Origin of the sequence: Paenibacillus sp. GbtcB18 (assembly GCF_019091125.1) — a bacterium.
In the GTDB taxonomy this organism is placed as follows: Bacteria; Bacillota; Bacilli; order Paenibacillales; family NBRC-103111; genus Paenibacillus_F; species Paenibacillus_F chitinolyticus.
Genome location: NZ_JAGXJX010000003.1, coordinates 281,847 through 296,118 on the forward strand (window position 1 = coordinate 281,847; position 14,272 = coordinate 296,118).

The following is a 14,272-nucleotide window of genomic DNA, read 5'->3' on the forward strand; positions in this document are numbered from 1 at the left end:
GCAAGGATACGCCCAACTGACCGAGTGTCCGGACCACCATAAGTATGCCTTTTAAGATCTTCGATACTTTGAGAATGATTATAAAAGGCCGGCAGCACCGTGCGGGCAAAAAGTGATTGACGGCCTTATTCAGCCCGCTTGGGCTGAACGCCGTTGTACAGCACCACATTGTGTGACGGAGGCTTCTCCGGCTTGAAAAGGTATCCGTTGCCTCCTTTTTCCATCGAAACGTTCATCCCTCCGACAGCGGCAACCGTACCGGCCGAAAGAAAGATCGTGATCCAGACAAGCCGGACGATGCCCGGCAAACTGTCCCGGCGGCCGGGAGCTAAGCGCTGCGCCCAGAAGCCTACGGCGGCTCCTAACGTATTGATCACGATGTCGTCGATATCGAAAGCGCCTAAGCGGGTCACCATTTGCACCGTTTCCAGAAACGTTATCGACACCAGGAAGCACGCGATAAACGGGACGAATTTGCAGCGAAACAAGAGCGGAATAAGCAGCCCGAAAGGGACAAAAGCAGCAAAGTTGCCGAATTCGAAAATCCAGCTATGAAAGTCTCGGCCTATCGGATAATGCAGCGGAATTCCTTGCGGAATCAAATTGTAGCGCATGCCCCGATCTACGATGTGAGAGCTGCGGTTAAATCCGATATATAAGAAATAGAAAATCAATCCGGTGTATAAGCCTAACAGAAGTAACGTCATTTTACGCAGCTTACCTTGATACATGAGTGAGTATAATCCTTTCTTGCCTGCAAATTAGCGGCCGCACATGCAGTTTTTCGATGATTGATTTGTCTTTTTGAAGACGTTTGTTTGCATTATACAACGGAGGGCGGCTTTCATTCCGAAACGAAACGTAAAGCCTTTATTAAGGAATTGTTACTTTCTTCTATACAATCGTTTAGAAAAGGAAAAAACCGTTCAGAAACTGAACGGTTTTTTAAGAGGTACTCTCGCTTCGCGAGTGCGTTTTTCTTGAATCGTTTTCCGGTGCAAAAGGTTATTTAGTCGACGGAATAGACGTTCCGGCCCGGCAGCTCGAGGCAGTGCAGCAGCCCTCCGTATACGGCTCCGCCGTCGATTCCGATGATGTTGTTGTCGCCGAAATAAACCTCCTTCTTGCCGTGAAGGGTTTCCGTTATGGTGTGCCCGAACACGACCGTTTTGCTGCCCCGGTAGCCCTTATGAAACTCGTCGCGGATCCACATCAGCACATAAGCGTCCGTCTCCGCAAGCGGAGTCGAAGGATGCACGCCGGCATGAACAAAAATAGTATCTTCGGTTTCATAATAGGTTTGAAGACCGCCCAAAAAGGAAAGGTGCTCCTCCAGTAAAGGCGTAAGTTCCAATGTTTCGGCAGCAGGGGCTTCCGATGCGGCCCCCGGATGTTCGTAGCTGGACAATGTCGCACGTGCCCCGTTCCGGAACCAGCGTTCGATGAATACAGGGTCCCCTTCGAACGATTTGACCATCATATGATCGTGGTTCCCTTTGAGAACGATCGCGCCTTCCCGGTGAAGCTGCATCACCTTTTCCACCACTCGTCTGGTATCGGGCCCCTTATCCACATAATCGCCGAGTAAAATCAACTGATCCTGCCCGGGATTATAGCTCACCTTTTCCAGCAGCCTCGTAAATTTGTCTATTTCTCCATGTATGTCGCTGATGACGAGAGTCCGTTTCATATCGTTCCTTCTTTCGTGTGTAGAGATGTCTGCCTGTTGAAAAACGACTGAGCGAAAATAGTTAATGAGATTAAACAAATCAAATAATTAACGTCATTAATGAATAGTAGAGCTATGGCTGCACGATTTAAACGCGAGTCCCATCCATCCTCTCCTCCTGACGCACAGGATAAGGAATGTTCCCGGTAACGAACCGGATTGCTCCGCTTACGCGGATAACGCCGCTTCCAACTTCTCCTTGAGCAGGCGGAATGCTTCCCGGATCTTTTCTTCGGGCACGCTCTCGTACCGGTCCCCCACGCTGATCTCGGAGTAGCAGGTTCCCTCTTCACGTTCATGCAGCCAAGAAGTCACTCCTACACCGGTAGCCTCGCATACTTCCGTAAGGATCGGGAGGACGGCCGTCTCCGGCAGCTTAAAATGGATATGGAACATGTTGGACACCGGAACCTCGGGATTTGTATAAACGCCTTCGCATTCATTGAAGAAAGCGGCGAGTTCCTTCGCTTCTCCGAAGTACTGGGCCATCTTGCCGATCCGCCGGTCGAAATAATAATCCGACGTCATTATGTACGGGTAAAGACTAATCAGATCACCGCCATGGCGTCTTTTCCACACTTTGGACCGCTCCGTAAAATCACTGCCGCCCGCCAGGATGGCTCCTGCAATTCCGCCGATTCCTTTGTAGAAGGACACGTACACGCTGTCAAAAAGCGCACAAATCTCAGCGGCCGATTTTTGGTAGTAAGGCGTAATTTCGAACAATCTCGCCCCGTCCAGATGAAGCTTAATGCCTCTTTCGCGGCAGTAGTCCGAAATGGCCTCCAGCTCTTCGAATGCCGGCAGTTGGCCGCCGATTTCCCGCTGCGGCAGCTCCAGAAGCAGGCAGGAAATCTCACCGTCTAACGCTTTCACATCCTCAAGCGTAATCAGCCGTTCCTTGTCCGCCAGCAAAACCGGCTCTATGTGGTGCAGCTCCTTCAACCCGTCTTCCTCATGAATTTCCAGGTGACAGAGCGGATGATACGCGACCTGCTTGCTTCCTTTTTCATCGCACCAGATTCTCAGCGCAATTTGCTGCGCCATCGTTCCGCTCGGGAAAAATACGGCCGATTCCTTGCCCAGGTAGGCGGCTATTTTGCTTTGAAACGCCTCAATCAGCGTCCCCGCTCCGTAAATGTCACTTTCCTGCGTCCCCTCAATCTCGTCAAAAACCTGCTTCAAGATTCCGATATCCCGGGGCCCGTTGCCGCCCAACTGATAAGCCGCCCGTTTAAAGGCCGCTTTTAAAGATTCTTTATCGTTCATCCGGCATTCCCCCTACGGTAAAGTCTTATTTCTTAGCATACTAAATCCTACCCGTTAAAGAAATTGATTTTTTTAGGAGCGAATGACATTTTTCATAGGGCCGGATACGTAAGAAGGAAGTTCCCAATCAATTTTCCCGAGCAAGTTGATAGGCGTATTCGGCGGCAAGGAATACCGCTATCAATACCCGAACGGCCATAAAGTGGAATATACCATCTTGATGTTCGATTGCATCATTCAGTCCGGCACCTTGAATCCCTTAGACAGCGAAACAGCCGAACTTCGTTATTTTAGTCTTGAACAGATGCCTGAACTGGCCTTGCCCTACCCTAAGCATTTGTTTTCGAAAGATGAAAAGACCGAAGCTTATTTTCAATGGAAGGATGACTATTTGAAAAATCTTATGTAGCGAGGTTGTAAGCCAAGTTGTTTTTCTAAGCGTTATCGAATAAAATTAGAGACAATCTCGCAGGAAAGGAGGCAAAAAGCGATGGAAACGATTTTCGTGCCGGTACAAAATAAAAGCAAAAAATCCGGGGATCAATCTCTGACGGGATCAGTCTGCCTTTTTTCGTACATTGTCGGAACGAAATTTCATAATTACAACCGCCGGATGCTTTTTGCCTCGCGTAATGGAATCTGCCTAATGAATGGACGTTTCTGATTACTTGGCAGATTTTAATTCAACACGCAACGACTTGGCGCCGGTTTGTTGAGGCGTCTTTTTTGCGTACTTTATTTTGCCCTTGTTCTTCTGCCTGAAAGGAGGTGACCGTTCGTGATAAATAAAACATGGGATACCCCTCCTAAGATTAAAATCACTTTAATTTTAGGAGGTCAACATACATGAACATTCAATCGAATTCTCAAAAAAACCGGCAGCTTCCCCTGCTGCTTGTGCTCGTCTTTTCCTTATTCACGGCCTGTATGACAGCCGATATGGTCAATCCGGTTCTGCCTCTCATCGCCAAAGATTTCGCAGCTTCCGAAGCTCAGGCAGGATGGGTAGTCACCGGGGTTATGCTTGTGATCGCCATCGGTGTTCCGATCTACGGACGCATTTCGGACTTTTTCAGTTTACGGAGGCTTTATCCGCTCGCTCTCCTGATATTTGCCGCCGGAAGCCTCGTCTGTGCAACCGCCCCTACCCTTCTGGTTTTGGTACTGGGCCGTATGCTGCAAGGAGCGGGCTCCGCGGCCATTCCGGTTCTTTCTGTCATCATCGTCTCGCGGGTTCTTCCGTCCGGAAGCAGAGGCGCCGCACTCGGTATCCTTGCAGGCAGCATCGGCATCGGAACGGCAGTCGGACCGATCTTCGGCGGTCTTGTCGGTCAACTGCTTGGCTGGCCCGCGCTCTTTTGGATCACGCTTGTGCTGCTGCTGGCGCTTGTTCCCTGCGCTGTTTATGTGCTGCCGGGCGGACGTCCCGGAACCGCAACCGCAAAAGATCGCCGTTTCGATCTGCTTGGCGGGATCGTGTTCGGCCTGGCGGCGGGTTTGTTCCTTATCGGCGTCACCCAGGGACAGGCGGAGGGATACCAGTCATTATCCTCCCTGGGGAGTCTGGCAGGCGCTAGTCTTATGACAGTCGCCTTCGTCTGGCGAATTTTCACGGCGGAGCACCCGTTCCTTCCGCCTGCCTTGTTAGCAAACAAAGGCTACATGGCGGCAGTCTTGGCAGGCTTCTTCACGATGTTCGCTTACGTCGCGTCGCTCGTCTATGTACCGCTTCTGATCGTCGAAGTGAGCGGCCTCTCCCCCGGGGCAGCCGGACTTGTCCTGCTGCCGGGTGCCGCGGCTGTAGCCGCCCTTTCCCCTGCGGCCGGCCGTCTTTCCGACCGGATAGGAGCTAAGGTACCCGTCACCGCCGGACTTTCGATCATGGGCATCTCGCTTTTGTTCATGTCCACTTTTGCAGCGGGGAGTTCTCCGCTATTGGCTTCGATCGGAATGCTCGGGCTCGGCTTCGGTGTCGCCTTAACGAATTCGCCGGCGAACAACGCTGCCGCAAGTACGCTCGAAAACGAACAGCTCGGCGCGGGGCTCGGAATTTTCCAAGGAGCCTTATTCCTCGGGGCCGGGACAGGCGCTTCCATAATCGGAGCTTTTCTGGCGGCACGTAAAGAAGCCGGGCAAGATCCGCTGAACCCGTTTTATGTTCTGGACGCCGCTCCTTACTCCGATGCTTTTCTGGCAATAGCTGCCGCGGTGATCATCGCGCTTGTGTTTTCAGCCGGTCTGCAGAGCGGCAAACAGAAAAATTCGAGCGAAACTTCACGTTAATTAAAGCGGATCTGCAGGTCTCTATTTTCCTCCAGACAAAAAAAGCACCGGGACATTCGGACCAAATAAAAACGGTCCGCTTCCCGGTGTTTTCTTTTTTTACACTACTGTATACGATGGGGCGCCTATCCCCTTCCTCATTCAAAATCAGCCCTTCCGGCTGCCGATTTCGAGAACCCGGTCCACCCATCCGTCATAAAATTTCTGTTCGTGAGAAACCAGAATAAGAGTGCCGCCGAAGTGAATCAAGGCGTCGCGCAAAGCGGCTTTCGCCTCGGCATCCAGATGATTGGTCGGCTCATCCATGATGAGCACGTTGCAGAGCGAAAGCAGCAAACCGCACAGCTTCACTTTCGACTGCTCCCCTCCGCTCAGCGTACGAATTGTTTGGGTAGCTCTGGCTTCATTTACTCCGCACTGTGCCAAATGACGCCGGATTTCTTTGTTGCTCAGCTGCGGATAACCGTCCGCTATAAACTGAACCGGTGTCAGAGCGTCGTCCTTCCAGACCAAGTCCTGCTCATAGTAGCCGGTCTTAACGTGTTCCCCAAAACGGAATTCCCCGGAAATTGCCGGAATCTTTCGCATGAGCGTTTTGAGCAAGGTGGATTTTCCGATCCCGTTAAATCCCGTGATGACGATCTTTTCCCCGTTTCTGACGGTAAAAGTTAACTTGGGCAGCAGAGGCTCCGCATACCCCGCTTCCAGTTCGGTTACGCGAAGAGCCGTCTGGGAACCAAGCGGCAGTTCCTTAAAGCGGATGAACGGCTTCGCGACAAAGGCAGGCGCCTCGATCCGCTCGATCTTATCCAGCTGCTTTTTGCGTCCGCGGGCGATTCTGGAGTTAACTCCGGCCATATTTTTGCGGATATACGCCTCCGTCCTTTGAATCGTTTTCTGCTGGGCGTTGTACTGCCGGATATGGTCCTCCCGTAAATGTTCCTTTTGCCGGAGGAAATGCGAGTATTTGCCCGGGTATTTTTTGATCGATTTGCCTTCGATATCGCAGATGCCGGTCGTGATTTTATCCAGAAAGGCAGCGTCATGGGAAATTACGACGAAAGCGTTCGTTAAGGACGTTAAATAATCCGCCAGCCAACTGACATGCTCTTTATCGAGAAAATTCGTAGGCTCGTCGAGCAGCAGCACATCCGGTTTTTCCAGAAGAAGCTTGGCCAGAATGACCTTGGCCCGCTGTCCTCCGCTCAATTCTTGAATGGGACGGCCGGTACCGATGGCGTTCAGCCCGAGTCCGTTCACGACCTTCTGAATGAAGCTGTCCACCTCATAAAATTGCTGCCTCTCCAGCTCTTCCTGATAGTGTGCGGCTTTCAGCAGAGGCTCTTCTCTTCCGGTGCTTGCACTCTCTTCATAGAGGGCGTTCATTTTCGTTTCCAGTTCAAACAGGGAGGCGAAAGCCGTCTTCAAATACTCCCCGATTGTCCGGTTTCTGTCGATGACAGCATGCTGGTCGAGATAACCGATCCGGATATTCGACTGCCATCGGACCGTTCCCTCATCGGGTATAATTTCTCCCGTTAAAATGCCCAGCAGAGTGCTTTTTCCTGTGCCGTTCTGCCCGACGACACCCAAGTGTTCCCCTTTGAACAATTCAAAATCGACCTGTTTATATAACGTTCTGTCTCCGAACGAGTGGGACATGCCCGTAATCTCCAGCAAGCTCATATGCGTCTTCTCCTTTTCTCCATAAAAAAAAGCAGAAAGATTGCGCCTATAACGGCGCAAGCCTTCTGCTTTCTGTATTTTGCGTGCAAATACAGCGATATCTTTTTCAGCCGGAAACTGAACAAGGTATCACAAAAGGCTGCAGACAAACTATTGTCTGCAGCCTTAATCTAACCGGCGGACAGCAGCCCAAATAAGCACGAGAGTTTCATGCGAAATTTGAAAGCTATCAGCCGATGAATGAAAAGCGGTTCGCTTCTCGATTAAGCTCCGGACAACGTTTCATCGTTTAGTTCCGATTGTTCGGAGCAGCGTTTCGGATATCTTTTTTCAGTTTCCCAGCGGTTCATATGGAATACTCCCTTTCATTTGGAGCTATTTTATAACGCTCTTGCGCCCTTGTCAATGCACAGGCTTGGATAAACGAACCCGATCGAGAATCTTTCCGCAAGCAGCTTGGAGGGTGACGGTTTCTTTTAACCCGCTTCTGCGTTCTACAAACTCCACCTTGCCTTGCCCGGCGTCTTTGCCGATCACAATGCGGAAGGGAATCCCGATCAAATCCGAATCCTTGAATTTAACACCGGGGCGTTCGTCTCTGTCATCCATCAGCACCTCGATCCCCTCCTCTTGAAGACGCCGGTAAATGTCATTCGCCGCTTGAACCTGCACGTCGTCTTTGATAGAGACCGGAATGAGATGAACCTGATAAGGCGCCAGAGCAAGGGGCCAGATGATGCCGTTCGTATCATGATTCTGCTCGATCACGGCGGAAAGAATACGGGACACGCCGATTCCGTAACAGCCCATGATCATCCGGTTGCTTTTGCCGGCCGCATCCAGGAAAGTCGCTTCCAGTGACTCACTGTACTTCGTTCCCAGTTTAAATACGTGCCCGATTTCAATCCCGCGAGATAATTTCAGCACGCCTTCGGTACAACGCGGACATCTGTCTCCTTCCGCGGCCTGACGGAAATCGCCGACTTTCGAATCCGCCAAATCACGGCCCGGAATGAGATTTCTGTAATGATAGTCCCTTTCGTTCGCGCCTGCGATTCCAAACGCCATGCCGAAGACCTCTTCATCGACCAGGAGGGGAATGCGCAGGCCCAAAGGGCCGACAAAACCCGCAGGTGCGCCGGTTGCTTCCTCCACGGTTTCCGCATCGGCTATAGAGAGATCAGCGGCCCCGAGATAATTTTTCACTTTAATCTCGTTCACTTCCCGGTCTCCTCTTACGACAACGGCGACGGGTCTGCTATCGGCCGTATAAACAATCGTTTTCATAATATCGGAAGAACGAATTCCCAGTGACTGAACGAGCTGACCGATCGTACGGATGCCCGGCGTATGAAACTTAACGGCCTTTTCCTCCGATCGTTCGGCGGAATCCGTCTGCGCGACCCGTGATTCCGCTTGTTCCAAATTAGCCGCATAGTCACACGCGGTGCAGGCGGCAATCGTATCTTCCCCGATATCGGCCAGCGCCATAAATTCATGGGTCCCGCCTTCTCCGCCTATCGCACCTCCATCGGCCTCGACTGCACGGAAGTTTATTTCACACCGCGTCAGTATCCGGTTGTATGCTTGAAACATCTGCCGGTACGACTCATCCAGCCCTTCCCAATCGGTATCAAAGGAATAGGCGTCTTTCATAAGAAACTCGCGTCCGCGCAGCAGGCCGAAACGGGGACGCCGCTCATCCCGGAATTTCGTCTGGATCTGATAAAGCGTGACCGGAAGTTTCCGGTACGAATTTATTTCACCCCGCACGATGGAAGTAATGACTTCCTCATGAGTCGGTCCCAGCGCAAATTCCCGTTCGTGCCGGTCGTTCAGGCGCATTAATTCCGGACCGTACACCGAGTATCTGCCCGATTCTTTCCACAGCTCGGCAGGCTGCATAACCGGCATGAGCATCTCCTGTGCTCCCGCCCTATCCATCTCTTCGCGTACGATCTGCTCCGCCTTGCGCAGAACTTTTCTCCCGAGGGGCAGGTAAGTATAAATCCCCGCCGCCAGCTGGCGAATAAATCCCGCCCGCAGCATGAGCTGGTGACTGATCACTTCCGCGTCTGCGGGAGATTCTCGTAAAGTTGTCAGCAATAATCGGCTTTGTCGCATGGTTCCCACTCCTTTGTATCATCATGATGAAGCCCGTAAAAAAACAAAAAGACACATCCGTCAGGGACGAATGTGTCGTGTTACCACCCTAATTCGACCGCGCAGGCGTGCGAGGTCCTCATTCGGATAACGGCATGACCCGGCAACGGTTAACCAGCATCCTAAAATAAGGGCTCCGCTGCAGCTGGCAAGGCGGGAGAGAGTCCAATCGCTTCGTGAAACCTTTCAGCCGGGCGGGTTTCATCTCTGTACGGCGATCGCTGAACTCTGCATCCTTGATCAACGCTTTTCACGTGTAATTATTTTTATCAATTTACATGAAAGTCGTGCCGCCGTCAAGCGGGGAATGCGAAAGGCCTCGCTTTGTGCCTGGTTCGGACCACCGGTTCAGGCTAAGTGTCTCCTGAGGCTTGTCGGCCGTGATAGCCGCATCGGCATCGTATACCGGCAGCCCGATCTCCCTGATGCGGAGCAGAATCCCGGGCCCGAAACGCTCTGGCTGTCCATGTAAAAAAAGCCTCCGCCAAACCGCAGCATACGGTTCGGGGAGGCGTAATTTTAATCGAACATCAGGTACCAGTACAGCGCAATTTCGTTGTTTTGTTTGTTGAGACCTTTATACAAGCAGGCATCGAATCCGCCTAGGACAAACCCGCAGCTCTCATAAAATTTGCAGGCATGGACGTTATTGTTTTGCGTCTCCAGCATGATCCCCAGCATTCCCCCTGCCTTCGCCCAGTTCTTCGCCTGGTCAATCAGCTTGCGGCCGACGCCGTATCTCCGGTAGGCGGAGTCTACTTTAATGTCCTCGACGTAAGCGTACCCGTTCCAGTTCTTCCTGAGCTGAATTTGACCTGCGAACTTGTCACCTATGCAGGCCAGGTACATGACTTGATCGGGATTTCCGATATAGCCGGCATACCCGGCGTCCTCCGTTTCCCCGTCCGGCTCGTCCTCATACCGTTTCGTATAGCGGGGCACTTCTTCAACCGCGTAGCCGACCCGCCCATTCTCAAGAGTAAGTACGAGAACGGAATCGACGGTAAAGCTCCCGTCCACTTCAATGCCCTCAAATTCGTCATCCGCAGTCAATTCTCTGATCCGAATATCCATATCCATCCACCTCATTGTTTGTTTTTGCAATCGTACAACCATGAGAAACGAACGGATATCCGGCGGTCCCCGGACTTAACGAAACACGTATTTCTCTTTCATCGTTCAACCTCCCCGATCGAATTTCCAAGGAGCTTTCTTCTCCGGAAGCTTGTCCGCAGGCGGCGAATAGATTTTCTATTCAGCACCCGGCAAACCGTATTTTTCTATCCAGCCGTCTATATTTTTCTCGAACTTGCTCCGGGTCAAAATCTCGTGTGTAATAAAATGGCCGTTATAAAACAAGCTATAACTCGTGTACGGCGTCGGCGCGGATTGTGCTTCTCCGGCGGATTCGATTCTTCTGGTTTCGACCGGAATGGAACGTTCGCGTGCACAATCCGCAAGTTCTCCCACATAATGATCCGTATAGGGACACTGGGCGGTGTACAAAACTTGAAATCCTTTTGCGACGTCCGTTTTCTGCTCATGTACGCTTTGTTTAAATTTCGGCGTCGGAGCGTCTTCCTTGAATTTCCGCACGACTAACTCGAAATATGGAGGCGCCTGATCGCACACTTCGAATCCGTTATAGGTAAAAAAAGATTTATCGGATAAATAGGGCCGTTTAGTCCGGCTCGTTACCGCTATCGCCCCATTCGTCGCGCCCGATTCCTCCAGGCATTCCTTGAGAAGCTTTTTACCGTAGCCCTTCCCTTTGTATGAACCGGCTACCCAGAAGCAGTTGATAAAGATGTAGCCGGGAGCTTCAACCGGGCACCAGGCGTATTCCGCCGGAATATATTCGATGAATACTTTCTGCCGGACATCCAGTTTTTTGAAACGCAAACCTTCCTGAAAACGCTGCTGGAGCCATTCTTTTTTCAACTGGACTCCGTTCGCGCATTTCTTATCCGATATCGCACAGCAAATATGCTCCCCGCCGATATTCTCGGTGTTTAACGTAACAATTCCCGGTTCGTTCATCCAGGCCCCTCCCTGATTCGTATACGTTAAATTTTACCTCAGTCCCATGAAAAAAGCACGTACCAGCAGATCCGCCGTAGTTTTAAGAATAGCGAATGAATCGTTCAGCATTTCGTCCGGCAGCCGGTAAGTCGGAGCGACTTTGGAATACATGTCATATTTGGCTTTGTCTGCCCCTCCATCTACGATAATCAGATCGGGGAAGGCATCTAAAAGGGCCTCAATACTTCCGGTCATATCAAACTTCGGCACATTCAGCTTCAAATATTCCTGAATCCCCCAGGTAGGATGATACCACTGGACTACCGGAGTGACACCCAGAGCCGTTACGAAGTCTTCCAAGTAGATAGCGCCACCCTTTGCGGCTTGGCCGGAATTTCAACTTCACCGAAAGCATCTTTGACGATGCGTTTATCTCCCGTTGATTTTTCCCCTGCGGGAGTACTTTGTACGGCCGCTTCTTCCGCTCTCTCTCCTTGTGCCCCGCAACCGATTATACTTGCCGCTAAAACCAGTACGCCCAGCAGATTCCACACGGCCTTCTTCGAACCTTTCTCTCTCATCTATCCATTCGCCCCTATCATTGATTTTGATAATCATTCTCAATAATTTAGGATTTGTCTACCTCACTTTCGTGGATTTTCGCAATGCACATCGGGTATATTTTTTTATACATTCGTGAAAATGAGTTGTTTTCGATAGAGAAAGGCCATTTAGTTGTGAAATATCATTTTTCGTTGAATTTTATTATTTACGAAATCCAAGGCACAAATTAACATAAATATGTATTTTTACTAATTTTGGAAAATGTGATTTCAAACTTACGGAAAGGAGGTCGTTTTACATGTCAAACCTACGTGAAATACTCGCTCATAACCGGATGTTCGTGCAGAAAAAGCAGGCTCTCCCCTTTCAGACAACCCGATACCTGGAAACCAAAATTGTGATCCTCACCTGTATGGACACTCAGATTCCGGAGCTTCTGCACAAAGCGCTCGGAATTCGAAACGAAGATGCCACAGTCATTCAAAACGCCGGCGCTGTCGTGTCTCACCCGTCCGGAAGCATCCTGAGAAACATCCTGCTTGCCATTTGCAAACTGAAGGCTAAGGAAGTCTACGTGATCGGTCATCACGAATGCGGACTGGCGAATTTTAGAAGCGCCGATGATAGCGAAAGCGTCCGTCAGTTCGTTGATTCAGATCCTTATATGCAGACGCTGACGGATGCCGGTATTGATCTGGACGGGTGGCTGACCGGATTTACCACTATAGAAGAGAGTATTGCAAACAGCGTTTCCATGGTACGGTCACATCCGCTGTTCCCGGAATCGGTTCTTGTACACGGACTGGTTATTCATCCGGTCACCGGACGGCTCGATGTAGTCGTTGAGGGAACACACATTCAGCCGAAAGAAGGTGTGTCCGCACTTCTGAATGCAGAAGCCGCTCCATTAGACGCCACAATGGACAGGGGGAATGAATAGCGCGGCAGAAAAAGGAAAGGGTGTCCGCGGAAATTGCGGACACCCTTTCCTTTTTCTTTCCGTTTCCTGCGGGAACGGGTACAGCTTCTTTTGCCTGAAAATTTCGGCACAAAGGCTTGTCCTGTCCATTACTTATCGGGACCGATCCCGAACGATTTCTTCTCCCGTTCCCTCTTTACGATCCGCCTGCGCACGTAGTGGAAAACGACAAGCGCGCAGGAAAGAGCCAGTCCCGCATAAATTACGTTCGAATAAATGTCCATATAGCCCACAATCGTCTCCCAAGATGCGCCAACGGCAGCGCCAACATAAACAAGCACACTGTTCCAAATAAGCGAACCCGCCGTAGTGAGAAGCAGGAAAGGAACGAAACTCATTCCCGCGCTTCCCGCCGGGATTGAAATCAGGCTGCGGACCAGGGGCACGAGCCTTCCGAGGAACACGGCCCATACGCCGTACTTGTCGAACCAGGAGCCCGCTTTTCCGATGTCTTCCGGTTTCAGTCGGAGAAGCTTACCATGCCGCGCAACTAAAGTTTGCAGGCGTTCCATCGACATCAGCTTTCCGACCCCGTACAGGCAGACGGCTCCGGCAACGGAACCTGCGGTTGCGGCCAAGATAACGCCGATTGCCGTCAATGCGGATGTGGTCGTCATGAACCCGCCCAAGGTCAGGATGACCTCCGAAGGAATCGGAGGGAACAGATTTTCCAGTGCGATCAGCAGGAAGATGCCGAAATAGCCGAATGACTCCATCGTTTCCGTAATCCACTGCTCCATCCGCATCTCTCCTCCCCGTCTTTTGTTAAACGATCGAAATTCTTCATCTCATCTCTGTCAGACTGCCGGTTCTTTTTTCTCTTTCGACAGAAACCAGCCGCACAAGGCAATAAGAACAAGAACGGCATAAAACGTATATTTCCAGGCCGGCAGCTTCGCAAATCCTTCGGGCAGAACGGAAAGCGCCGGATGCGACAAGGTATACACAATCAGCTTGACCCCTACCCATCCCACAATGACAAACGCCGCAATTTCCAGGCCGGGTCTCCGGTTAAGAAGATTCACGAAGTAGGACGCGGCGAAACGCATAATGATCAATCCGATGAGCCCGCCCGCAAAGACGATAAAAAATTGTCCTCCGTCCATCCCTCCGATTCTGGGCAGGCCGCTTTCCGGCAGGGCCACGGCCAAAGCGACAGCCGCGAGAATAGAGTCGACCGCAAAAGCGATGTCGGCCAGCTCGACTTTGAAAACCGTCGCCCAAAATGAAGAGCCCGCTTTGACCTCTTTCTCTTTTTTGCCGCCGTTTTCGCCCTTCTTGACCAGAACTTTGCGGAAAATATGGTTGAGTGCGATGAAGATCAGATAAACCGCGCCGATGGCTTGAACCTGCCAGACGTCGACGAGAAAAGATATGATGAACAGCGACAGAAAACGAAAGACGAAAGCGCCCGCCAATCCGTAGAAGAGCGCCCTTTTCCTTTCTTCTTCGGGTAAATGTTTGACCATGATGGCGAGTACGAGTGCATTGTCCGCCGCAAGCAGTCCTTCCAGACCGACAAGCACGAGCAGCACCCAGCCGTATTCGAGAATTAGCGAAGCATCCATACGTTATCC

Annotated in this window: 13 protein-coding genes and 1 pseudogene; 4 read left to right on the plus strand and 10 right to left on the minus strand. The window is 51.1% G+C overall.

The genetic code is table 11. From position 1 onward, the window contains the following. Positions 1-125: 125 nt before the first annotated feature. The 3 genes from KVT34_RS11760 to KVT34_RS11770 all read right to left on the minus strand — a co-directional run bounded on the left by KVT34_RS11760 (position 126) and on the right by KVT34_RS11770 (position 2,998). Positions 126-731, minus strand: a complete 606-nt coding sequence (locus KVT34_RS11760; RefSeq protein WP_217558806.1) for a VanZ family protein — start codon at positions 729-731, stop codon at positions 126-128. Between the two features lie 278 nt (positions 732-1,009). Further along, on the minus strand, positions 1,010-1,690 hold the full coding sequence (locus tag KVT34_RS11765; protein WP_217558807.1) for a metallophosphoesterase family protein: 681 nt from the start codon (positions 1,688-1,690) through the stop codon (positions 1,010-1,012). A gap of 207 nt (positions 1,691-1,897) precedes the next feature. Further along, positions 1,898-2,998, minus strand: coding sequence for a threonine aldolase family protein (locus KVT34_RS11770; RefSeq protein ID WP_217558808.1), 1,101 nt, complete (start codon positions 2,996-2,998; stop codon positions 1,898-1,900). A gap of 145 nt (positions 2,999-3,143) precedes the next feature. Here KVT34_RS11770 and KVT34_RS11775 point away from each other — a divergent pair, with 145 nt between their 5' ends. The 3 genes from KVT34_RS11775 to KVT34_RS11785 all read left to right on the plus strand — a co-directional run bounded on the left by KVT34_RS11775 (position 3,144) and on the right by KVT34_RS11785 (position 5,281). Then, positions 3,144-3,407 carry an NUDIX hydrolase gene (locus tag KVT34_RS11775; protein ID WP_217558809.1) on the plus strand — a complete coding sequence of 88 codons (264 nt, stop codon included), beginning with the start codon at positions 3,144-3,146 and terminating at the stop codon, positions 3,405-3,407. A gap of 81 nt (positions 3,408-3,488) precedes the next feature. After that, positions 3,489-3,662, plus strand: coding sequence for a hypothetical protein (locus KVT34_RS11780; protein ID WP_217558811.1), 174 nt, complete (start codon positions 3,489-3,491; stop codon positions 3,660-3,662). 182 nt (positions 3,663-3,844) lie between these two features. Beyond that, positions 3,845-5,281, plus strand: coding sequence for an MFS transporter (locus tag KVT34_RS11785; protein ID WP_217558813.1), 1,437 nt, complete (start codon positions 3,845-3,847; stop codon positions 5,279-5,281). 147 nt (positions 5,282-5,428) lie between these two features. Here the strand turns inward: KVT34_RS11785 and KVT34_RS11790 are convergent, their stop codons facing one another. From KVT34_RS11790 to KVT34_RS11810, 5 genes and pseudogenes are all read right to left on the minus strand, one after another. Further along, positions 5,429-6,967, minus strand: a complete 1,539-nt coding sequence (locus KVT34_RS11790) for an ABC-F family ATP-binding cassette domain-containing protein (RefSeq protein ID WP_217558814.1) — start codon at positions 6,965-6,967, stop codon at positions 5,429-5,431. A 402-nt stretch (positions 6,968-7,369) separates the two neighbouring features. Continuing rightward, a complete protein-coding gene (locus KVT34_RS11795; RefSeq protein ID WP_217558815.1) occupies positions 7,370-9,091 on the minus strand; it encodes a proline--tRNA ligase in 1,722 nt (573 codons plus the stop codon). A gap of 558 nt (positions 9,092-9,649) precedes the next feature. Next, on the minus strand, positions 9,650-10,204 hold the full coding sequence (locus tag KVT34_RS11800) for a GNAT family N-acetyltransferase (RefSeq protein ID WP_217558816.1): 555 nt from the start codon (positions 10,202-10,204) through the stop codon (positions 9,650-9,652). A gap of 177 nt (positions 10,205-10,381) precedes the next feature. After that, positions 10,382-11,170 (minus strand): GNAT family N-acetyltransferase, encoded by a 789-nt coding sequence (locus KVT34_RS11805; RefSeq protein ID WP_217558817.1) that lies wholly within the window; start codon positions 11,168-11,170, stop codon positions 10,382-10,384. A 63-nt stretch (positions 11,171-11,233) separates the two neighbouring features. Beyond that, positions 11,234-11,706: pseudogene (locus tag KVT34_RS11810) on the minus strand (TroA family protein); the annotation flags it as partial. A gap of 308 nt (positions 11,707-12,014) precedes the next feature. Between KVT34_RS11810 and KVT34_RS11815 the strand changes: the two are divergent. Then, entirely contained in the window at positions 12,015-12,656 is a 642-nt protein-coding gene (locus KVT34_RS11815; protein ID WP_217558818.1) for a beta-class carbonic anhydrase, read from the plus strand. Positions 12,657-12,784: 128 nt separating this feature from the next. Here the strand turns inward: KVT34_RS11815 and KVT34_RS11820 are convergent, their stop codons facing one another. Continuing rightward, positions 12,785-13,435 (minus strand): DedA family protein, encoded by a 651-nt coding sequence (locus KVT34_RS11820; protein ID WP_217558819.1) that lies wholly within the window; start codon positions 13,433-13,435, stop codon positions 12,785-12,787. 57 nt (positions 13,436-13,492) lie between these two features. Further along, positions 13,493-14,263 carry a TerC family protein gene (locus KVT34_RS11825; protein WP_217558821.1) on the minus strand — a complete coding sequence of 257 codons (771 nt, stop codon included), beginning with the start codon at positions 14,261-14,263 and terminating at the stop codon, positions 13,493-13,495. Positions 14,264-14,272: the final 9 nt, after the last annotated feature.

Coding starts and splice junctions, on each gene's coding strand:
- KVT34_RS11760 (WP_217558806.1), bottom strand. CDS start 731: ATGTATCAAGGTAAGCTGCGTAAAATGACGTTACTTCTGTTAGGCTTA.
- KVT34_RS11765 (WP_217558807.1), bottom strand. CDS start 1,690: ATGAAACGGACTCTCGTCATCAGCGACATACATGGAGAAATAGACAAA.
- KVT34_RS11770 (WP_217558808.1), bottom strand. CDS start 2,998: ATGAACGATAAAGAATCTTTAAAAGCGGCCTTTAAACGGGCGGCTTAT.
- KVT34_RS11780 (WP_217558811.1), top strand. CDS start 3,489: ATGGAAACGATTTTCGTGCCGGTACAAAATAAAAGCAAAAAATCCGGG.
- KVT34_RS11785 (WP_217558813.1), top strand. CDS start 3,845: ATGAACATTCAATCGAATTCTCAAAAAAACCGGCAGCTTCCCCTGCTG.
- KVT34_RS11790 (WP_217558814.1), bottom strand. CDS start 6,967: ATGAGCTTGCTGGAGATTACGGGCATGTCCCACTCGTTCGGAGACAGA.
- KVT34_RS11795 (WP_217558815.1), bottom strand. CDS start 9,091: ATGCGACAAAGCCGATTATTGCTGACAACTTTACGAGAATCTCCCGCA.
- KVT34_RS11800 (WP_217558816.1), bottom strand. CDS start 10,204: ATGGATATTCGGATCAGAGAATTGACTGCGGATGACGAATTTGAGGGC.
- KVT34_RS11805 (WP_217558817.1), bottom strand. CDS start 11,170: ATGAACGAACCGGGAATTGTTACGTTAAACACCGAGAATATCGGCGGG.
- KVT34_RS11815 (WP_217558818.1), top strand. CDS start 12,015: ATGTCAAACCTACGTGAAATACTCGCTCATAACCGGATGTTCGTGCAG.
- KVT34_RS11820 (WP_217558819.1), bottom strand. CDS start 13,435: ATGGAGCAGTGGATTACGGAAACGATGGAGTCATTCGGCTATTTCGGC.
- KVT34_RS11825 (WP_217558821.1), bottom strand. CDS start 14,263: ATGGATGCTTCGCTAATTCTCGAATACGGCTGGGTGCTGCTCGTGCTT.